This window comes from Delftia sp. GW456-R20 (assembly GCF_001622915.1).
In the GTDB taxonomy this organism is placed as follows: domain Bacteria; phylum Pseudomonadota; class Gammaproteobacteria; order Burkholderiales; family Burkholderiaceae_C; genus Comamonas; species Comamonas acidovorans.
Genome location: NZ_LWCN01000004.1, coordinates 1,058,775 through 1,076,548, shown reverse-complemented (window position 1 = coordinate 1,076,548; position 17,774 = coordinate 1,058,775). Strand labels below are relative to the sequence as shown.

The 17,774-nt window shown below is 66.5% G+C and carries 19 protein-coding genes and 1 pseudogene; 11 read left to right on the top strand and 9 right to left on the bottom strand.

Translation table 11 applies throughout. The features are described from left to right. The first annotated feature begins 152 nt into the window (after positions 1-152). Both A4F85_RS10215 and A4F85_RS10210 read left to right on the top strand, forming a co-directional pair. Entirely contained in the window at positions 153-605 is a 453-nt protein-coding gene (locus A4F85_RS10215; protein ID WP_034398355.1) for a type II toxin-antitoxin system RatA family toxin, read from the top strand. Beyond that, entirely contained in the window at positions 598-942 is a 345-nt protein-coding gene (locus A4F85_RS10210; protein WP_012204850.1) for an RnfH family protein, read from the top strand. Before A4F85_RS10215 ends, A4F85_RS10210 begins: the two co-directional genes overlap by 8 nt. 13 nt (positions 943-955) lie before the next feature. Here the strand turns inward: A4F85_RS10210 and A4F85_RS10205 are convergent, their stop codons facing one another. After that, complete coding sequence (locus tag A4F85_RS10205) at positions 956-1,510, bottom strand: DUF4124 domain-containing protein (RefSeq protein ID WP_063326518.1); 555 nt, start codon at positions 1,508-1,510, stop codon at positions 956-958. Positions 1,511-1,646: 136 nt separating this feature from the next. On the opposite strand from A4F85_RS10205, the gene guaB reads away from it, so the two are divergent. Beyond that, a complete protein-coding gene (gene guaB / locus A4F85_RS10200; RefSeq protein ID WP_013803023.1) occupies positions 1,647-3,122 on the top strand; it encodes an IMP dehydrogenase in 1,476 nt (491 codons plus the stop codon). Between the two features lie 85 nt (positions 3,123-3,207). Here guaB and ilvD read toward each other — a convergent pair whose 3' ends face one another. After that, entirely contained in the window at positions 3,208-4,902 is a 1,695-nt protein-coding gene (ilvD, locus tag A4F85_RS10195) for a dihydroxy-acid dehydratase (RefSeq protein WP_063326517.1), read from the bottom strand. A gap of 93 nt (positions 4,903-4,995) precedes the next feature. Between ilvD and A4F85_RS10190 the strand changes: the two genes are divergently transcribed. The 4 genes from A4F85_RS10190 to guaA all read left to right on the top strand — a co-directional run bounded on the left by A4F85_RS10190 (position 4,996) and on the right by guaA (position 8,423). Further along, positions 4,996-5,925: a LysR family transcriptional regulator gene (locus A4F85_RS10190; RefSeq protein WP_063326516.1), complete on the top strand. Its 930-nt coding sequence runs from the start codon at positions 4,996-4,998 to the stop codon at positions 5,923-5,925. Between the two features lie 140 nt (positions 5,926-6,065). Next, on the top strand, positions 6,066-6,344 hold the full coding sequence (locus A4F85_RS10185; RefSeq protein ID WP_063326515.1) for a type II toxin-antitoxin system Phd/YefM family antitoxin: 279 nt from the start codon (positions 6,066-6,068) through the stop codon (positions 6,342-6,344). Further along, the gene (locus tag A4F85_RS10180; protein WP_012204856.1) at positions 6,341-6,775 is read left to right on the top strand and encodes a type II toxin-antitoxin system VapC family toxin; all 435 of its coding nucleotides are present in this window, start codon (positions 6,341-6,343) and stop codon (positions 6,773-6,775) included. The genes A4F85_RS10185 and A4F85_RS10180 overlap by 4 nt, the downstream gene beginning before the upstream one ends. A gap of 31 nt (positions 6,776-6,806) precedes the next feature. Next, the gene (gene guaA / locus A4F85_RS10175) at positions 6,807-8,423 is read left to right on the top strand and encodes a glutamine-hydrolyzing GMP synthase (protein WP_013803019.1); all 1,617 of its coding nucleotides are present in this window, start codon (positions 6,807-6,809) and stop codon (positions 8,421-8,423) included. Between the two features lie 167 nt (positions 8,424-8,590). Here the strand turns inward: guaA and A4F85_RS10170 are convergent, their stop codons facing one another. Beyond that, positions 8,591-9,055, bottom strand: coding sequence for a WapI family immunity protein (locus A4F85_RS10170; protein WP_442856596.1), 465 nt, complete (start codon positions 9,053-9,055; stop codon positions 8,591-8,593). 236 nt (positions 9,056-9,291) lie between these two features. On the opposite strand from A4F85_RS10170, the gene A4F85_RS10165 reads away from it, so the two are divergent. After that, positions 9,292-10,578: a M16 family metallopeptidase gene (locus A4F85_RS10165; RefSeq protein ID WP_063327952.1), complete on the top strand. Its 1,287-nt coding sequence runs from the start codon at positions 9,292-9,294 to the stop codon at positions 10,576-10,578. 74 nt (positions 10,579-10,652) lie between these two features. Here the strand turns inward: A4F85_RS10165 and A4F85_RS10160 are convergent, their stop codons facing one another. Further along, a complete protein-coding gene (locus A4F85_RS10160; RefSeq protein WP_063326513.1) occupies positions 10,653-11,045 on the bottom strand; it encodes a 5-carboxymethyl-2-hydroxymuconate Delta-isomerase in 393 nt (130 codons plus the stop codon). 12 nt (positions 11,046-11,057) lie between these two features. Beyond that, positions 11,058-12,038, bottom strand: coding sequence for a Bug family tripartite tricarboxylate transporter substrate binding protein (locus A4F85_RS10155; RefSeq protein WP_063326512.1), 981 nt, complete (start codon positions 12,036-12,038; stop codon positions 11,058-11,060). 105 nt (positions 12,039-12,143) lie between these two features. Here A4F85_RS10155 and A4F85_RS10150 point away from each other — a divergent pair, with 105 nt between their 5' ends. Next, positions 12,144-13,088, top strand: a complete 945-nt coding sequence (locus A4F85_RS10150) for a LysR family transcriptional regulator (RefSeq protein WP_231890519.1) — start codon at positions 12,144-12,146, stop codon at positions 13,086-13,088. A 55-nt stretch (positions 13,089-13,143) separates the two neighbouring features. Here the strand turns inward: A4F85_RS10150 and A4F85_RS10145 are convergent, their stop codons facing one another. The 3 genes from A4F85_RS10145 to A4F85_RS10135 are packed head-to-tail and all read right to left on the bottom strand — an operon-like array spanning position 13,144 to position 15,632. Then, positions 13,144-13,443 (bottom strand): putative quinol monooxygenase, encoded by a 300-nt coding sequence (locus A4F85_RS10145; protein WP_063326510.1) that lies wholly within the window; start codon positions 13,441-13,443, stop codon positions 13,144-13,146. A 3-nt stretch (positions 13,444-13,446) separates the two neighbouring features. Further along, complete coding sequence (locus tag A4F85_RS10140; protein ID WP_047470751.1) at positions 13,447-14,466, bottom strand: zinc-binding alcohol dehydrogenase family protein; 1,020 nt, start codon at positions 14,464-14,466, stop codon at positions 13,447-13,449. Positions 14,467-14,525: 59 nt separating this feature from the next. Then, the gene (locus tag A4F85_RS10135; protein ID WP_063326509.1) at positions 14,526-15,632 is read right to left on the bottom strand and encodes an alkene reductase; all 1,107 of its coding nucleotides are present in this window, start codon (positions 15,630-15,632) and stop codon (positions 14,526-14,528) included. A gap of 220 nt (positions 15,633-15,852) precedes the next feature. On the opposite strand from A4F85_RS10135, the pseudogene A4F85_RS10130 reads away from it, so the two are divergent. Continuing rightward, a pseudogene (locus tag A4F85_RS10130) lies at positions 15,853-16,221 on the top strand (dihydrofolate reductase family protein); the annotation flags it as partial. 269 nt (positions 16,222-16,490) lie between these two features. Then, a complete protein-coding gene (locus A4F85_RS10125; protein ID WP_063326508.1) occupies positions 16,491-16,679 on the top strand; it encodes a dihydrofolate reductase family protein in 189 nt (62 codons plus the stop codon). 29 nt (positions 16,680-16,708) lie between these two features. On the opposite strand, the gene A4F85_RS10120 is transcribed toward A4F85_RS10125, so the two are convergent. Next, complete coding sequence (locus A4F85_RS10120; RefSeq protein ID WP_034398359.1) at positions 16,709-17,659, bottom strand: LysR family transcriptional regulator; 951 nt, start codon at positions 17,657-17,659, stop codon at positions 16,709-16,711. Between the last annotated feature and the right edge of the window lie 115 nt (positions 17,660-17,774).

The window sequence follows — 17,774 nt, the reverse complement described above, 5'->3', positions numbered from 1 at the left end:
CGAAAACCTGGAGATGAAAGCTCTCCATACAATACTGGATTGCCGTCTCGCCTCCGTGCGGGATTTTAGTTTCGCCTTGCCGTCATTGTGACAGCCGTATGCGCCATGACCGCGCAGCCGGTGTTTTGCATGCCGTGCAGCCCGCCCCATTCATGAAAAAAGTCAACAAGTCCGTCCTGATCTGGTACAGCCCCCAAGAAATGTTTGCCCTGGTGACGGACGTGGCCCACTATGCCGACTTCCTCCCCTGGTGCGACCAGGCCAGGGTGCTGGAGCAGGACGAGCAGGGCATGACGGCCGAGGTGGGCATTGCATTCGGCGGCATGCGCAAGTCCTTCGTCACGCGCAACACGCACAGCGTGCTCGACGATGGCGGGCGCCAGGTCAGCATCCGCCTGATCAAGGGGCCGTTCTCGCGGCTGGAGGGCAACTGGATGTTCCGCCCCGTGGGCGACGGCTCGCAGCGTGCCTGCCGCGTGGAGCTGCAGCTGGACTATGGCTTTGACAACATGGCGCTGGCCGCCGTGGTCGGCCCGGTGTTCGACCGCATCGCGGGCTCCATGGTGGATGCCTTCGTCAAGCGCGCCGAGCAGGTCTATGGCTGAACCCCGGCCGTTTCTGTGCATCACGCTGGCATGCAGCCCGCGTGCCGGTGAAGTCGTTGAGCTGACCCTGCAATTGCCGGCCGGTGCCTCGATTGCCGACGCAGTCGAGGCCGCTGGTGGCTGGCAGGCGCTGGGCTTTGCACAGGAGGGGCCCGCTGGCCTTTGGGGCCGCAGCGCACCATTGACGCAAGGCTTGCGCGACGGCGATCGCGTGGAGCTGTACCGGCCCTTGACCGTGGACCCCAAGGTGGCGCGCCGCGAGCGCTTTGCGCGCCAGGGAGCCCGCGCCACGGGCCTGTTCCAGCGCCAAAGGCCCGGGGCCAAGGCCGGTTACTGAAGGAGGGAGACGCTCAGCGCACCGGGCCGCAGTCCGAGGCGATGATGGCGTCGGCGCGCTTGAGTTCCGCATCGCGCGTGGCGTCGTCCATGAAGCCGCGCTCGCCCTGCTCATTCGTGTAGCCCAGCAGGCGGCCCGAAGACAGCGCTGTCTTGGACTGCTTGGCGCGTGCGCAGTTGTCCTGGCGCTGCTTGGCAAGCCGTTCCTTTTCTGCCTTGGCCTTGGCGGCCTCCTGGGCCTCGGCCTTGCGCTTTTGCTCTTCCAGGGCCTTGTCGGTGCCTGCGGGCTTGGCGTCCTTGGCGGCGGCAGGCGCTGCCTGTGCCGTTGCATCTGCAGCGGGCTGCGTGGCCGCATCTGTAGCCGCCGGTGCCGTGGATGGCGCCGCCGCTGCTGGAGCGGGCGCGCTGCCGCCAGGCTGGCGCAGGATGTTCTTGGCCGGAATGTCAGGGGGGGGCGCGCGGTCGCTGAAGACCTTGCGGCCTGTGGCGTCGACCCATTGCCACTGGGCGGCTGCGGACAGCGAACAGGCGGCAAGCGCGGCTAGCAAAACAAGCTTGGTGGCATGCATGGTGATTGGGGTGATCGGGCCGGTTGCAGGTAGCAATAGCAGGAAATGATGGCGGGCAGCGATAGCGGGGAACAATGGCCTACAGCATACATTGTGATCCGGCGCACGGGTACAATCCTTCTTTTGGAGCTCTCACATGCGCCTTCTCGGTAAAGCCCTGACCTTCGACGACGTCCTCCTGGTCCCCGCTTTCTCCCAGGTCCTGCCCAAGGACACCTCGCTCAAGACGCGCTTTTCGCGCAACATCTCCCTGAACATCCCCCTTGTGTCCGCCGCCATGGACACCGTGACCGAAGCGCGTCTGGCCATTGCCATTGCGCAAGAGGGCGGTATCGGCGTCATCCACAAGAACATGACGGCAGAGCAACAGGCTGCCGAAGTGTCCAAGGTCAAGCGCCACGAATCCGGCGTGGTGCACGACCCCGTGGTCATCACCCCCGAGCACACCGTGCTGCAGGTGCTGCAGCTGTCCGAGAACCTCGGCATCTCCGGCTTTCCCGTGTGCGACGGCGGCAAGGTGGTCGGCATCGTCACCAGCCGCGACCTGCGCTTCGAGACACGTTACGACGTCAAGGTCAGCCAGATCATGACGCCGCGCGAGCGCCTGATCACCGTCAACGAGAAGGACGGCACCACGCCCGTGGAAGCCAAGGCCCTGCTCAACAAGCACAAGCTCGAGCGCATCCTGGTCGTGAACGACGCCTTTGAACTCAAGGGCCTGATCACCGTCAAGGACATCACCAAGCAGACCACCTTCCCCAACGCAGCGCGTGACAGCGCAGGCCGCCTGCGCGTGGCCGCCGCCGTGGGCGTGGGCGAGGGCACCGAGCAGCGCGTGGAGCTGCTGGTCAAGGCCGGCGTCGATGCACTGGTGGTGGACACGGCCCACGGCCACAGCAAGGGCGTGATCGACCGCGTGCGCTGGGTCAAGCAGAACTACCCGCAGGTCGATGTCATCGGCGGCAACATCGCCACCGGCGCCGCTGCGCTGGCACTGGCCGAGGCAGGCGCCGACGCCGTCAAGGTCGGCATCGGCCCTGGCTCCATCTGCACCACGCGCATCGTCGCCGGTGTGGGCGTGCCCCAGATCATGGCCATCGACAGCGTGGCCCAGGCCCTGCAGGGCACGGGCGTGCCGCTGATCGCCGACGGCGGCATCCGCTTCTCGGGCGACATCGCCAAGGCCCTGGCCGCTGGCGCCTCGACCATCATGATGGGCGGCATGTTCGCCGGCACCGAAGAGGCTCCGGGCGAAGTCATCCTGTACCAGGGCCGTTCGTACAAGAGCTATCGCGGCATGGGCTCCATCGGCGCCATGCAGCAGGGCTCGGCCGACCGCTACTTCCAGGAATCGAGCACCGGCAATCCCAACGCCGACAAGCTCGTGCCCGAAGGCATCGAAGGCCGCGTGCCCTACAAGGGCTCCATGGTCTCCATCGTCTACCAGATGGCCGGCGGCGTGCGCGCTGCCATGGGCTACTGCGGCTGCGCCACCATCGAAGAGATGAACAACACGGCCGAGTTCGTGGAGATCACCGCCGCAGGCATCCGCGAATCGCACGTGCATGACGTGCAGATCACCAAGGAAGCGCCGAACTACCGCGCCGACTGATCCCGATCCAGCGCCTTGGCGCGAGATGGAAAAGAGGTCCGGGCAGCCACTGCCCGGACCTCTTTTTTTCGTGCGCTCACGAAGCTCAGATGGCGAAGTTGTCCAGCACCGCGCCCGAGCTGGCGCTCGATGCGTTGAACGCGAACTTGGCCTGCACGCCCCGCGTGTAGCGGGGCGCGGGGGCCTTCCATGCCACGCGGCGCTGGGCGAGCACGTCTTCGGGCACGTTCAGCTGCAGTTGCAATGCGTGCGCGTCGATGGTGATCGAGTCGCCCTCGTGCACCAGCGCGATGGTGCCGCCCACGGCTGCTTCCGGCGCCACGTGGCCGACCACCATGCCCCAGGTGCCGCCGGAGAAGCGGCCATCGGTGATCAGGCCCACGCTCTCGCCCAGGCCGGCACCGATCAGGGCGCCCGTGGGGGCCAGCATTTCCGGCATGCCGGGGCCGCCCTTGGGGCCCAGGTAGCGCAGCACCATCACGTCGCCGGCCTGTATCCTGCCGTCGAGGATGGCCGCAAGCGCCGATTGCTCATCGTCGAACACGCGTGCCGGGCCGGTGATGACCGGGTTCTTCAGGCCCGTGATCTTGGCCACCGCACCTTCCGGGCTCAGGTTGCCCTTGAGAATGGCCAGGTGGCCCTGCGGATAGAGCGCGTCCGAGAGGGGGCGGATGACCTGGGGGTTGGGCGGTTCGTCAGGCACGCCGGCCAGGGTCTGCGCGATGGTCTGGCCCGAGATGGTGATGCAGTCGCCGTGCAGCAGGCCCGCATTCAGCAGGATCTTCATGACCTGCGGGATGCCGCCCGCCTGGTGCAGGTCCACCGCCAGGTATCTGCCGCTGGGCTTGAGATCGCACAGCACCGGCACCCGCTGCCGGATGCGCTCGAAGTCGTCGATGGACCAGGGCACGCCGGCCGCATGGGCGATCGCAAGAAAGTGCAGCACGGCATTGGTGGAGCCCCCGGTCGCCATGATCACCGAGACCGCGTTCTCGATGGACTTGCGCGTCACGATGTCGCGCGGCTTGAGGTCCATCTTGATGGCCTCGATCAGCACCCTGGCGGATTCCTTGGCCGAGTTTTCCTTTTCATCATGGGGATTGGCCATGGTGGAGGAGTAGGGCAGGCTCATGCCCAGCGCCTCGAACGCGCTGGACATGGTGTTGGCGGTGTACATGCCGCCGCACGAGCCCGTGCCGGGAATGGCGTGCTGCTCGATGTCCTTGAGCTCCTGGTCGCTGATCTTTCCCGCGGCGTTCTCGCCAACGGCCTCGAACACGCTGACGATGTTCAGGTCCCGGCCTTTCCACCTGCCGGGCAGGATGGTGCCGCCGTAGACATAGATGGCCGGCACATTGGCGCGCAGCATGCCCATCATGCCGCCCGGCATGTTCTTGTCGCAGCCGCCGACCACCAGCACGCCGTCCATCCACTGGCCGCCCACGCAGGTCTCTATGCAGTCGGCGATCACCTCGCGGCTGACCAGCGAGTACTTCATGCCTTCCGTGCCCATGGACATGCCGTCCGAGATGGTCGGCGTGCCGAACACCTGCGCGTTGCCACCAGCCTCCTCGATGCCTGCGATGGCCGCGTCCGCCAGCCTTTGCAGGCCGGAGTTGCACGGCGTGATCGTGCTGTGGCCGTTGGCCACGCCGACCATGGGCTTCTTGAAATCCTCTTCCTTGTAGCCCATGCCGTAGAACATGGAGCGGTTGGCTGCGCGCGCCTTGCCTTCGGTGATGTGGGAGCTTCGGCGGTTGATCTGGTTCGGCGGGGTCATGGCATGTCTCTCGTTGTGGGGGTTGGATGAGTATGGGCCGACTGATTCATCTGATCCAATCCTATTCATCGGCATGATTGATATGCTGCGCATATGAATGAGCCCCCCATTGATCTGCGCGTCTGGCGGCAATTCCTGGCCGTGGCGGACGAGCTGCACTTCGGCCGCGCCGCGTCGCGCCTGCACATGACGCAGCCGCCGCTCACACAGGCCATCGCCCAGCTGGAGCGCAGCCTGGACGTGGCGCTGTTCGAGCGCTCGAGCCGCCACGTCGCGCTGACGCCGGCCGGCGAGGCGCTTGTGCCGCAGGTGCGTGAACTGCTGGGACGGGCGGCAGCGCTGCCCGGGATTGCGCGGGCTGCGGCAGCGGGAGAAGTGGGGCGCGTGCGGCTGGCCTTTGTCTCCACCATCGGCTTCACCCGGCTGCCGCTGTGGGTGCGGGACTTCGTTGCAGGCACGCCCGGTGTGGCGCTGGAGCTGGTCGAGGCCACCAGCGATGTGCAGATGGAGGCATTCGAGCGCGGGCAGATCGATGCCGGGCTGATGCTGCATGCCCCCGGGCATGCGCCGGCCGGCCTGGAGCGCCTGGCCGTGGGACGGGAAGCCATGGTGCTGGCCCTGCCTCAGCAGCATGCGCTTGCCGGTGCGGACCGGCTGATGCTCGACGAAGTGCTGGAGCAGCCGCTGGTGATCTTTCCGCGCCGCATCATGCCCTCGCTCCATGACGCGGTGACGGATCTGTACCGACGGCACGGACATGTGCCGCGCATCGCGCAGCAGGCGATACAGATGCAGACCATCGTGAACCTGGTCTGGGGCGGTATCGGCCTGGCCTGGGTGCCCGCCAGCGTGATGCAGTTCTGCAGGCCCGGCGTGGTCTACCGCGAGGCGGTTTTCGCCAGCACCCGTGCAGGCAGCAAGGCCGTTGCTCTGCCGGTCTGCGAGACCAGCCTGGCCTGGCCTGCCGGAGCCATGTCGCCCGCGCTGGCGCGGTTTGTCGGCTTCGTGCGCGAACAGCATTGAGTGGGGCGCGCCAGCAGGCAGCCGAGGCCAATGCCTGGAATATCCGCAAGGTTCTGGTCTGAATTTTTGAAAATTCTGGCCAGAATGCTAGAATTCGGGCCAGGCCGGACACCAGGCCTGTTTTTGTTTTCAGCCCCGCCATGCAATCTGTCGGTATCTACGAAGCCAAGACCCGTTTCTCCGCCCTGATCGAACTTGTCGAGCAGGGCGAGGAAGTGCGCATCACCCGCCACGGCAAGGAAGTGGTGCGCATGCTGCCGGTGCGCCGCCGCCCCGTGATCACCGACGAGCAGATCGCTCGCGAGCTGGAGCAGATGCAGGCGCTGCAGGCCACGGTGCGGCCGGCCCAGTCGGCCCAGTCGACACATGCGCCGGACTCCACCACCCGACTGCGCCACGCAGGCCGGAGCCAGGCATGACCTCTTTCGTGCTCGATGCCTCCGTCACCGCCGCCTGGCTGCTGCCCGATGCCGCCAGCGTGCACACCCAGCGCCTGTATACCCGCATCCGCCGCCACGAAGTGGACCCGCAGGCGCCCAATCTCTGGCAGTGGGAGTGTGGCAACCTGATCGCCTCGGGCGTGCACGGCGGCCGCATTCCGCACAGCTCGGTCGAAGGCCTGTGGGGCGTGCTCGAGGCCATCCGCCACCGCGTGGAGCTGCACGAGCTGGCGCCCGCCCAGCACAAGGCCGTGCTCGACGTGGCGCTGGACACCCGCCTGCCGGTCTATGACGCGGCCTACCTGTGGCTGGCGCAGTCGCTGCGCCTGCCGCTGGCCACCTTTGACGCGGCCCAGGCCGCCGCCGCCCGCAAGCGCGGCCTGGCGCTGCTGGCCCCTGAAGATTTCTGACCCCCTCCCATCACCTTTGCCTGAGATGACCATGCAACACGACAAGATCCTCATTCTTGACTTCGGCTCCCAAGTCACCCAGCTGATCGCCCGCCGCGTGCGCGAAGCCCATGTCTACTGCGAAGTCCACCCCTGCGACGTGAGCAGTGACTGGGTGCGCGAATTCGCCGCCGACGGCCGCCTCAAGGGCGTGATCCTGTCGGGCAGCCACGCCAGCGTCTACGAAGTGGACGACCGCGCCCCCGACGCCGTGTTCGAGCTGGGCATTCCCGTGCTGGGCATCTGCTACGGCATGCAGACCATGGCCACCCAGCTGGGCGGCAAGGTCGAAGGCTCGCACACCCGCGAATTCGGCTACGCCGAAGTGCGCGCCCATGGCCACACCGAACTGCTCAAGGGCATCGAGGACTTCGCCACGGCCGATGGCCACGGCATGCTCAAGGTCTGGATGAGCCACGGCGACAAGGTCACCGAGCTGCCCCCGGGCTTCAAGGTCATGGCCTCCACGCCGTCCTGCCCCATCGCCGGCATGGCCGACGAGGCGCGCCGCTTCTACGCCGTCCAGTTCCACCCCGAAGTCACGCACACCGTGCAGGGCGCGGCCCTGCTCAACCGCTTCGTGCGCGAGATCTGCGCGGCGAATGCCGACTGGATCATGGGCGACTACATTGAGGAAGCCGTCGCCAAGATCCGCGAGCAGGTGGGTGACGAGGAAGTCATCCTCGGCCTGTCGGGCGGCGTGGATTCGTCCGTGGCCGCGGCCCTGATCCACCGCGCCATCGGCGACCAGCTGACCTGCGTCTTCGTGGACCACGGCCTGCTGCGCCTGAACGAAGGCGACATGGTCATGGAAATGTTCGAAGGCAAGCTGCACGCCAAGGTCATCCGCGTGGACGCCAGCGACCTGTTCCTGGGCAAGCTGGCCGGCGTCAGCGAACCCGAGGCCAAGCGCAAGATCATCGGCGGCCTGTTCGTGGACGTGTTCAAGGCCGAGGCCGCCAAGCTCAAGGCAGGCGACGGTGGCCACAAGGGCGCCACCTTCCTGGCCCAGGGCACCATCTACCCCGACGTCATCGAGTCGGGCGGTGCCAAGAGCAAGAAGGCCGTCACCATCAAGAGCCACCACAACGTCGGCGGCCTGCCCGAACAACTGGGCCTGAAGCTGCTCGAGCCCCTGCGGGACCTGTTCAAGGACGAAGTGCGCGAACTCGGCGTGGCCCTGGGCCTGCCGCGTGAAATGGTCTACCGCCACCCCTTCCCGGGCCCGGGCCTGGGCGTTCGCATCCTGGGTGAAGTCAAGAAGGAATACGCCGACCTGCTGCGCCGCGCCGACGCCATCTTCATCGAGGAACTGCGCAACTGGACCGACGAAGCCACCGGCAAGAACTGGTACGACCTCACCAGCCAGGCCTTCACCGTCTTCCTGCCCGTCAAGAGCGTGGGCGTCATGGGCGACGGCCGCACCTACGACTACGTCGTGGCCCTGCGCGCCGTGCAGACCAGCGACTTCATGACCGCCGACTGGGCCGAGCTGCCGTACGGCCTGCTCAAGAAGGTGTCTGGCCGGATCATCAACGAAGTGCGCGGCATCAACCGCGTGACCTACGACGTGTCGACGAAGCCGCCGGCGACGATTGAGTGGGAATGATTGCGCAATAGGAAACGGCCGGGGTCGTCCGGCCGTATTTCCGCATCAAGCCCGCGTCAATGCGGGCTTTTTTGTTTCTGACTTTGGCATGGCTGGAATTATCTGGGCCCAAATGCATGAAATTTTTGAGCTTGTGATGAGCTCTGGGTAATTTGTGCTATCGGCTCTTAATGGCCGCGGAATTCCAGCAATTCATCCAGGTCACGAATCCATTCGGGAAGGAAGCTCTGATCCAATCCGAACGAGCCTTTGAGCTCGGGGCCGTCCGGGGAGTCCTTCATGGTGTATTGCGCGAACAGGTGGCCCCATGCGTTCGCCACCCCGATGGCAAGCAGAAATTGAGGCTCGATCCCCGAGAGTTGGATAGGGTCAATATCAAAATTGCCCGCTACCAATGATTCATAGGCCTGTGAAAGGTCTTGCTGGAATTTTTTGATTTCGGCTGGCATTGTCAACCACTGAACACTGCCCGAAAAATTACCGTCCGTGATTTTTACATTGAGGGTCAACCAGTCCCTATAAGGGACGCCATCTTCCTCGATGGAACGAGAAGTCGGCACGATATCGAATTTGAAGTCATCGAAATCAATGGTCAGCATGTTTGTTTGTATGGAAATGAGAAATGCTCCCATCGTGCCTCGCGACAGAGATCCAGCTGGTTTGAGGGGTAACGCGCAGGGTCCCAGACCTTGTCCGCCATGCTGTCTGCTGGTGGCGCATGGGCTGCGGCCGAGCTCCCCGCAGCTTTGATCACAGGCACATGAAAGAGGGCTGAAGAGGGCTGCCCTGCGCATCCTCTGGAGCGCGACGACAATAGCCCATGATTCAAGAAAAGCCCCTGGCGGCAACCGAACTGGAGCGGCCTGCCATGGCCCTGCGCACTCTTGCGAATGGAGTGCGGCTGCTGGCGCTGCCCATGCCGCACCTGCAGAGCGTCAGCGTGGGTGTGTTCCTGCGCGTGGGCTCCCGCGACGAGACCTCCACCAGCAACGGCATCAGCCATGTGCTGGAACACATGGCGTTCAAGGGCACGCACACGCGTTCCGTGCAGGAGATCAACCTGGATGCGGAGCGGCTGGGCGCGGAGGTCAACGCCTTCACCGGCAAGGACATCACCGGCTATTTCATGACCGGCCTGGGCTGGCATGCGCAGGCCTTGCTGGGAATGATTGCGGACATCGTGCTGAACAGCGTGTTTCCCGAGCATGAGCTGCAAAGGGAGCTGCAGGTGATCCGGCAGGAGGCCATCGAGTACGAAGAGGACCCGGAGGACAGCGCTGGCGATCTGCTGGACCGCGCCATCTGGGGCGACGACCCCATGGGCATGCCGGTGATCGGCACGGTGGCCAATATCGAAGGCTTCACCCGGCAGGATCTGGTGCGCCATGTGCAGTCCCATTACGTGGGAGAAAAGACCGTCGTCGTCGCGGCCGGAAACTTCGATGTGCCGGCCTGGCTGGAGCAGGCGGCGCAGCTGTTCGCCGGCATGCCTGCTTCCGCCAATCCGGCTGTGGCGCTGCCCCCTCAGCCCGCAAAGTATGTGGGGCAGGCCCTGGCGCAACGTTTCACGCAGGTGTCCCAGGTGTTCGTGAACCTGGCCTATCCCCTGGTGTTCGAGCAGTTGCAGGGCGAGCATCCGCAGCGTGCGCGTCTTGTGGCCTCGCTGGCGGCCCATCTGCTGGGCGAGGGGATGTCGTCGCCCCTGGTCGATACCGTGCGTGAACGGCTCGGACTGGCCTATACGGCCTATGCGGCGATGGAGGGCGGTGACGTGTGGGCCAATTTCATCGTGCATGCCGTCACGACGCCGGACAAGCTCGAAGCGCTGGTGGCCGCGACAGGCGGCCTGCTGCGCGCCCAGGCTGCCGGCATCGACCCCGTGCATCTGGAGCGGGCCAAGAACCAGCTGGCGGTCTCGCGGGTGCGCGCGGGCGAGCGGACCTACGCCACCATGGAGCGGGCTGTCGAGGACCTCTTTGCCCATGGCAGCGTGACGTCCGTGGCCGAAACGCTGGCGATGATCGATGGCATCGGGGGCGAGGAAGTGCGCAAGGTCTTCGAGCGCATGCTGGCCCATCCTCCGGCGGTGGCCATCACCGGCAAGGGCGCCAGTGCCCGGACCGTGCGGCAACTGGCTGCAGGCCTGGCGGCCTGAGCCGGCAGCGCGCGATCAGCGGCCAGCGGCCAGCGGCCAGCCGCCAGTCGCAACACATGGCGCTTTTCCCGTTGTCATGGAGTTGAGGGAGCGGGCGGCGGTGCGTTCCATTGCCGCTTGAGGTAGTGCGACTTCGGGTGCTCCTGCAGGAACACGCAGCACTGCACCCACGCCGCTGACTCCGGGTGCGCGTCGACGGCGCGCGAGAGATGCTCGAACACGGCCTCGGCCATGGCCGAGCACATCTGCGGCGGGCGCGGGTTGGTCAGCGTCAGGGTGGCGATGAGTTGCTGCGCGTGGGGGTCGTCGCCGCACAGTCCGACGGCGATGGGGGCCACGCGCGACTTCAGGTCCGCGAGCCGTGCCCATCCGCGCTCGGCCAGCGCAAGGTGCATGGCGTGCAGGACCGGCTCCCACTGGATGGACGGGAGCAACGATGGCGATACCTCGATGGCGATGTGCGGCATGGGGCTGCACCTTCAGTCGAGCTTGATGCCGACTTCGCGGATCAGCGTCTGCCAGCGTGCCCGCTCGCTGTCCAGCAGGCGTGCGAATGCCTGGGGCGAGTTGTCGATGGGCACCGAGCCGAGTTCGGCCAGCCTGTCCTGCGTGGCCTTGGTCGCCAGCGCCGCGCCCATGTGCTTGATCAGCCAGGCCTTGCGGTCGGCCGGGGTCGCGGCGGGCGCGAGGAAGCCGTACCAGCCGCTGATCTCGGCGTCCACGCCCGATTCCTTGAGCGTGGGCACGCCGGGCAGCGCGGGAATGCGCCTGGCGGACGTCACGGCCAGCGCCTTCAGGCGCCCGCTTTGCACATGCTGCAGGATGGCCGGCGTGGCTTCGAACACCATCTGCACCGTGCCGCCCAGCACGTCGTTGAGTGCAGGTGCGGAGCCGCGGTAGGGAATGTGCAGGATCGAGGTGCCGGTCTGGCGCTTGACGAGTTCTCCCGCCAGGTGCTGCGGCGTGCCGTTGCCGGCGGATGCGTAGGAGAACTTGCCCGGGTTCTTGCGCAGCCATTCAAGCGCCTCCTTGGCCGTGGCCGCCGGGAAGGAGGGATGCACGGCCCAGATCAACGGCACCGAGGCGGCCCATGCCAGCGGTGTGAAGTCCTTGGCCGGATCGAAGTTGAGCCTGGAGTACAGCGCCGGGTTCGCGGCCATGGGGCCGAGTGCGCCCAGCAGCAGCGTGTAGCCGTCGGCCTCGGCGCGTGCTGCCGCCTCCGTGCCGATGTTGCCGCCCGCACCGCTGCGGTTGTCGACGATCACCGTGCTGCCGCTGTCCGACTGCAAGGCGTTCGCCATCAGGCGGGAGACGGCATCGGTGGTCGCACCTGCCGGATAGGGGCAGATGATGCGGATGGGCTTGGAAGGGAATGCCTGCGCGCGCGCCGAGGGGCTTGCGCCCAAGGCTGAAATGGCCGTCGCCGTGCTGGCGTACTGAAGGAAGTTGCGTCGTTTCATCGGTGCTTTCGTGACCAGAGTTGTCTCGTGGCCGTAGTGTCGGCAGGCCCTTGTTTCTTCGCAATTCGCATTTTCTGGCCGCGCCTATCGGATAATCCGATGGCCATGTCCGCACGCAGCCGCGACCCCCTCGATCTCGTCTCATTGCGCCAGTTGCGCTACTTCGTATCGGCGATGCGGGCGCACAGCTTCAGTGCGGCATCGCGCGATGCCTCGATCTCGCAGGCGGCGCTGTCGGAGCAGATCGCCTTGCTGGAATCGACCCTGGACGTGCAGCTGTTCGACCGTGCGAGCGGGCGCGCCGTTGCCACGGCCTCCGGACATGAGCTCGACCGCCGGGTGTCGGCCTGCCTCAGTGAGCTGCAGGCGGCGCTGCGCGATGTGCAGGCGCGTGCGAGCACCGTGGCGGGCCTGGTGCGCATCGGCCTGGTGCAGTCCTACGCTGGATGCTGGGTACTGCCCGTCGTGCGCAGTGCCCAGGCGCAGTGGCCGCAGCTGGCGATCGCACTGCGCAGGCGCACCGCACAGGCCTTGGTGGAGGGCGTGTTGCGCGGCGATTTCGATCTCGCCGTCAGCTTCGACCCGGAGCCGCATGCCGATCTGGAGATCCTGGCCTGCTTCGACGAGCCGGTGGTGGCCGTCGGATTGAAGCCCCGCCGGCGGCGACGCCTGCTGGAGCTCAGCGAGGTCGCGAACCACCCCCTGGCCTTGCTGCCAAGCGAATACGCCATGCGGCGCCAGCTTGACAACGCCTTTGCGGCGCAGGGGCTGAAGCCGGGCGTGCATCTGGAGTCCGATACGCTGGAGGACCTGGTGCATGCCGCCCGTGAAAACGGCATGGTTGCGCTGCTCAACGGTGCTGCGGCAATGAGCCTGGACGTGCAGGACGCAGTCCCGTTGGCCGAAAGAAATCTGGGCCGGCAAGCCTGCCTGGTGCGCTCACGCAGCCGTCACCACGGCTTTGCCGCCCAGTACGTATGGGACCAGCTGTCGGCGGCAACCCCCACGCTGCCGCCAGCGTGGGGGCGGCGCGTTGCAGCCGCGCGCTAGTCGTCGGCCGGGTCCGTACCGCCCGGATGTGTACCGCCCGGATCTCTACCGCCCGTCAGGGCACTTCCTTCAGGCCCACCAGCTGCAAGGGGCTTGCCAGCAGTTCGTCGAAGCGTTTCTCGAACGCCTTGAAGTACGGCATGCTGAAGTGCGCATCCAGCGCTGCCTGGTCCCTGAATGACTCCCGCATGTAGAAGGTGCCGGGGGTGTCCGCCAGCTCGAACAGCGTGTAGTCCAGGCATCCGGCCTCCTGCCGGGTGAATGGCACCAGAGCGCGCAGGGCGTCGCGCAGCTGGTCGTGCTGGCCGGCCTTCGCTTCAAGGATGGCCAGGTTGAAAATGGTCTCTGTCTTCATGGCTCAGCCCCAGTTCTCCAGCACCACCTTGCCGCGCGCCTTGCCCGACTCGATCAGGGCATGGGCGCGCTTGAGGTTGTCTGCGTTGATGCTGCCGAAGCGCTCGGCCAGCGTGGTGCGGATCAGGCCGGCATCGACCAGTGCGGCAACCTCGTTGAGCAGGCGGTGCTGGCCGATCATGTCGTCGGTGCCGAACAGGGCGCGGGTGAACATCAATTCCCAGTGCACCGACACCGACTTGCGCTTGAGCTTGGTGATGTCCAGCGACGCGGGATCGTCGATCAGGCCGAATTTTCCCTGGGGCGCGATCGCCTCGACGATCTGTGCGAAGTGCAGGTCGGTCTGCGTGAGGCTCACGATGTGGTCCACCGTGGGAAAGCCGATGCGCTTGAGTTCGTCGGCAATCGGCTGGCTGTGATCGATCACGTGGTGGGCGCCGAGCTCCTTGACCCAGGCCTGCGTCTCGGGCCGCGATGCGGTGCCGATGACGGTAAGGCTGGTCAGCCGCGTGGCCAGCTGCGTGAGGATGGAGCCCACGCCGCCGGAGGCGCCGATGATGAGCAGTGTCTTGTGGCTGGGGTGCTTGCCCGGCGCGATGCCCAGGCGGTCGAACAGCATCTCCCACGCGGTGATGGCGGTCAGGGGCAGGGCCGCAGCCTGTGCGAAGTCCAGCGACCTGGGCGCGTGGCCCACGATGCGCTCGTCCACCAGGTGCAGTTCGCTGTTCGTGCCGGGGCGCGCAATGGAGCCGGCGTACCAGACGCGGTCGCCCGGCTTGAACAGCGTGACTTCGGGGCCCACGGCCTTGACGATGCCGCTGGCATCCCAGCCCAGCACCTTGTGCGTTTGCCCCTCGGCGGGCGCGCCGCTGGCGCGCACCTTGGTGTCCACCGGATTGACGGACACGGCCCTGACTTCGACCAGCAGGTCGCGGCCCGTGGCCACGGGATCGGGCAGGGTGATGTCGATCAGCGATTCGGGTTGGCTGATGGCCTGGGGTTTCTGGTATCCAACGGCTTTCATGGTCGTGCTTTCAAAGGTTGAGGAAGAGGGGATAGCAAGGAGGGCGAGCAAGGAGGGTTTCAGGCAGTGGCGAGGGCTGCGTAGTCCGAGTAGCCGCGCGCGTCACCGCCAAACAGGGCCTTCGGATCGAATGCGGCCAGCGGCGCCCGGGCGGCGTAGCGTGCCGGCAGGTCCGGGTTGGCAATGAAGGGGCGGCCGAAGGCGACGAGGTCTGCGAGGCCCTCGTGCAGGATGGCTTGGGCGCGCTCCGCGTCGTACTTGCCCGCAACGATCACCTTGCCCTGGTAGGCGCGGCGCAGCGCGTGGCGGAAGTCCTGCGGAATCTCGGGCGCATCGTCCCAGTCGGCTTCCGACAGGTGGATGTAGGCCAGGCCGATCTCGTCGAGCCTGCTGGCCAGATGCAGGATGGTCTCGATGATCTGCGGGCAGTTCATGTTGCGCTGCGTGATGAAGGGCGCCAGGCGAATGCCGGTGCGCTCGGCCCCGACCTCGCCCGCCACGGCGGCCGCGACCTCTTCGGCGAAGCGCGTGCGCTGGGCGATGCCGCCGCCGTAGGCGTCGGTGCGGTGGTTGGAGGTGGTGCGCAGGAACTGATCGATCAGGTAGCCGTTGCCGCCGTGGATTTCCACGCCATCGAAACCGGCACGCATCGCATTGGCCGCGCCCCTGCGGAAGTCACCGATCACGTCCTGGATGTCCTGTGCGCTCAGTGCGCGCGGTACGGGGCAGTCGACCATGCGGCCGACACCGTCGTCGCCGACCACCCAGACCTGGGCTTGGGGCGACAGCGCCGAAGGCGCGACCGGCAGGCCATCGGCGTGAAAGCTGGCATGCGACATGCGGCCAACGTGCCACAGCTGCAGCACCATGCGCCCGCCGGCGGCATGCACCGCGTCCGTGACGCGGCGCCAACCGTCCACCTGCGCCTCTGAATAGATGCCGGGGGTGAAGCTGTAGCCTTGGCCCTGGCGGGAGATCTGGGTGGCTTCCGAGACGATCAGGCCGGCGCTGGCGCGTTGTGCGTAGTAGGTGGCCATCAATGCATTGGGCACGTCGCCTGGCTGGCTGGTGCGGCTGCGCGTCATGGGGGCCATCACCATGCGGTTGGGCAGGCTGAGCGGGCCGAGCTGCAGGGGGCTAAACAGGGGCGTGGAGGCGGTGGTCATGCGGTTCTTTGGCGGAGCTGTGCAGGTGTTGGGGCGGTGGCGGAAATCCGGTTCGCAAGTCGTCTGGGCATGGAGCGATGTTGACCTGGGCGTTTCAATTGAAAAAGACCCGCAGGACTGAAGGCGGTTTCAAAAGAAATTTGACGATGAGGTCAGGGCGCAGCCCGCACAACCCCCGGGCGGATGGCCTTGCCGCGCCTGCCTGGCTACCATCTCCCCCATGAAGACCCAATACTTCGCCGCCACCTCACTCGACGGATTCCTTGCCACCGAGGACGACTCCCTGGACTGGCTGTTCCCGCTGGGCGACATGCAGGCCACGGGCTACCCGGAGTTCATTGCCGGCGTGGGCGCGCTGGCCATGGGGTCCGCCACCTACGAATGGATGCTGCGCCACGCGGAGACGGTGGCGCAGGAGACCGGGGCGGCATGGCCCTATACGCAGCCAGCCTGGGTGTTTTCCAGCCGCACGCTGCCTGGTATCCCGGGTGCCGATATCCGGTTTGTCAGCGGTGATGTGCGTGCCGTGCATGCGCAGATGCAGGCGGCGGCCGGTGGGCGCAATCTCTGGATCATGGGGGGCGGGGACTAAGGGCCTGTTCACACTAATGTGGGGTCGCGAAGCTGCCTGCCAGCCCGCCAATCAAGGCGCGCGACGCCGTGCGTGTGCTCACACGCACAAGGAGCGCAACGCCGAGTGGCGGGCTGGCAGGCAGCTTCCCTTCGGGTTGCCCGGCTGTGGGGCCGTCTGCGGCGTTGCACGCGCTTGCAAGGCAGGGGCCTTGCTGCGCACGTGCGCCTTGCATACGGCCCCACAGCCGGGCAACGCGATCCCCACATTAGTGTGAACAGGCCCTAGTGGGCCAGTTCTACGACGCGGGCCTGCTGGACGAGATGATCCTGAGCGTGGGCTCGGCCACGCTGGGCCGGGGCAAGCCGCTGTTTCCGCGCCGGGTGCTGCATCCGGTGCTGCGCCTGCTGTCGGTTCGGCAGATTGGCGAGGGCATGGCGGTGCTGCATTACGAGGTGCGCAAGAGCACGGCCTGACAGGCTCCCTGATTCGGTCTGCGCGCCGCTCAGTTCGCCTCCCCGCGCCCAGGCGCCGTCATCCCCGGAATGTATTCATTGGAGATGAAGCTGCGGCAGCGGTGCATGAAGGCTTCCACCACGTGGCGGGGCTTTTGTTCGCGGGCCCAGGCCAGGCCCAGTTTCATGGGGCGGTGGTTGCCGTTCAGGTGCAGGTTGACGATCTTCTTGCCGTCCAGCGCGTGGGAGTTGCGCGGGCGCACGTTGACCAGGGAGTAGCCCACGTCGTTGGCGACCAGGGAGCGCACCACGTCGGGGCTGGCGCTGCGGGCCGCGATCAGGGGTGAGACGCCGGCTTCGCGGAACAGCGACATGAAGTATTCACGGCTCAGGGGCAGGTCCAGCAGGACCATGGGGAGCTGGGCCAGCGCCTCCAGCGTGGTGGAGCGGTGGTTGGCCAGCGGATTGAGTTCGCTGACGATGACCATGGGCGGCAGCTGGGCCAGGGGCTCGAAGCAGATGTCCGATTCGGCCACCAGCAGGTCGTAGGTGATGGCGACATCGATCTGCGCGGTGCGCAGCTTGTGGATCAGGCCTTCCTGGTGGTCCTCGATCTGGGTGACCGTGGCCTTGGGGTGGGCGCGCGCGAATCCCTGGCACAGCTCGGGGGCGACCATGGCCGCCAGCGTGGTGAAGCAGCCCACGCGCACGGGGCCGCGCACCTGGCTTTGCGCGCTGCTGGCCACGTCGTACAAGGCCATGGCCTGGTCGAGCAGGCCGCGGATCTCCCGCAGGACCTCGGCGCCTGCGGGCGTGACGGACAGGCCTTGCGCATGGTGGCGCACGAACAGCGGCACCTGCAGCTCGGCCTCCACCTGGGTGATGGCCGATGAGATGGACGAGGGCGAGACGTGGATGCGGTTGGCGGCCTCGGCAATGCTGCCGAACTCGCCCGCTGCCACGCAGTATTCCAATTGTCTGAAGGTCAGTCGTGTCAGCACGGTGTGCAAGAGGTGGAGAGGGGGAGGGCGGCCAGGGTGACCTGCCGCGTAGTTGACCAAGCGGCGGGCCGCGCTGCAAGAGGCCCTTCCCGCAAGGCGCCTGCATTGTGCGGCG

Bases quoted from the DNA above. Each gene is read 5' to 3' on its own strand.
- A4F85_RS10215 (WP_034398355.1), top strand. From the start codon at position 153: ATGAAAAAAGTCAACAAGTCCGTCCTGATCTGGTACAGCCCCCAAGAA.
- A4F85_RS10210 (WP_012204850.1), top strand. From the start codon at position 598: ATGGCTGAACCCCGGCCGTTTCTGTGCATCACGCTGGCATGCAGCCCG.
- A4F85_RS10205 (WP_063326518.1), bottom strand. From the start codon at position 1,510: ATGCATGCCACCAAGCTTGTTTTGCTAGCCGCGCTTGCCGCCTGTTCG.
- guaB (WP_013803023.1), top strand. From the start codon at position 1,647: ATGCGCCTTCTCGGTAAAGCCCTGACCTTCGACGACGTCCTCCTGGTC.
- ilvD (WP_063326517.1), bottom strand. From the start codon at position 4,902: ATGACCCCGCCGAACCAGATCAACCGCCGAAGCTCCCACATCACCGAA.
- A4F85_RS10190 (WP_063326516.1), top strand. From the start codon at position 4,996: ATGAATGAGCCCCCCATTGATCTGCGCGTCTGGCGGCAATTCCTGGCC.
- A4F85_RS10185 (WP_063326515.1), top strand. From the start codon at position 6,066: ATGCAATCTGTCGGTATCTACGAAGCCAAGACCCGTTTCTCCGCCCTG.
- A4F85_RS10180 (WP_012204856.1), top strand. From the start codon at position 6,341: ATGACCTCTTTCGTGCTCGATGCCTCCGTCACCGCCGCCTGGCTGCTG.
- guaA (WP_013803019.1), top strand. From the start codon at position 6,807: ATGCAACACGACAAGATCCTCATTCTTGACTTCGGCTCCCAAGTCACC.
- A4F85_RS10170 (WP_442856596.1), bottom strand. From the start codon at position 9,055: ATGGGAGCATTTCTCATTTCCATACAAACAAACATGCTGACCATTGAT.
- A4F85_RS10165 (WP_063327952.1), top strand. From the start codon at position 9,292: ATGGCCCTGCGCACTCTTGCGAATGGAGTGCGGCTGCTGGCGCTGCCC.
- A4F85_RS10160 (WP_063326513.1), bottom strand. From the start codon at position 11,045: ATGCCGCACATCGCCATCGAGGTATCGCCATCGTTGCTCCCGTCCATC.
- A4F85_RS10155 (WP_063326512.1), bottom strand. From the start codon at position 12,038: ATGAAACGACGCAACTTCCTTCAGTACGCCAGCACGGCGACGGCCATT.
- A4F85_RS10150 (WP_231890519.1), top strand. From the start codon at position 12,144: ATGTCCGCACGCAGCCGCGACCCCCTCGATCTCGTCTCATTGCGCCAG.
- A4F85_RS10145 (WP_063326510.1), bottom strand. From the start codon at position 13,443: ATGAAGACAGAGACCATTTTCAACCTGGCCATCCTTGAAGCGAAGGCC.
- A4F85_RS10140 (WP_047470751.1), bottom strand. From the start codon at position 14,466: ATGAAAGCCGTTGGATACCAGAAACCCCAGGCCATCAGCCAACCCGAA.
- A4F85_RS10135 (WP_063326509.1), bottom strand. From the start codon at position 15,632: ATGACCACCGCCTCCACGCCCCTGTTTAGCCCCCTGCAGCTCGGCCCG.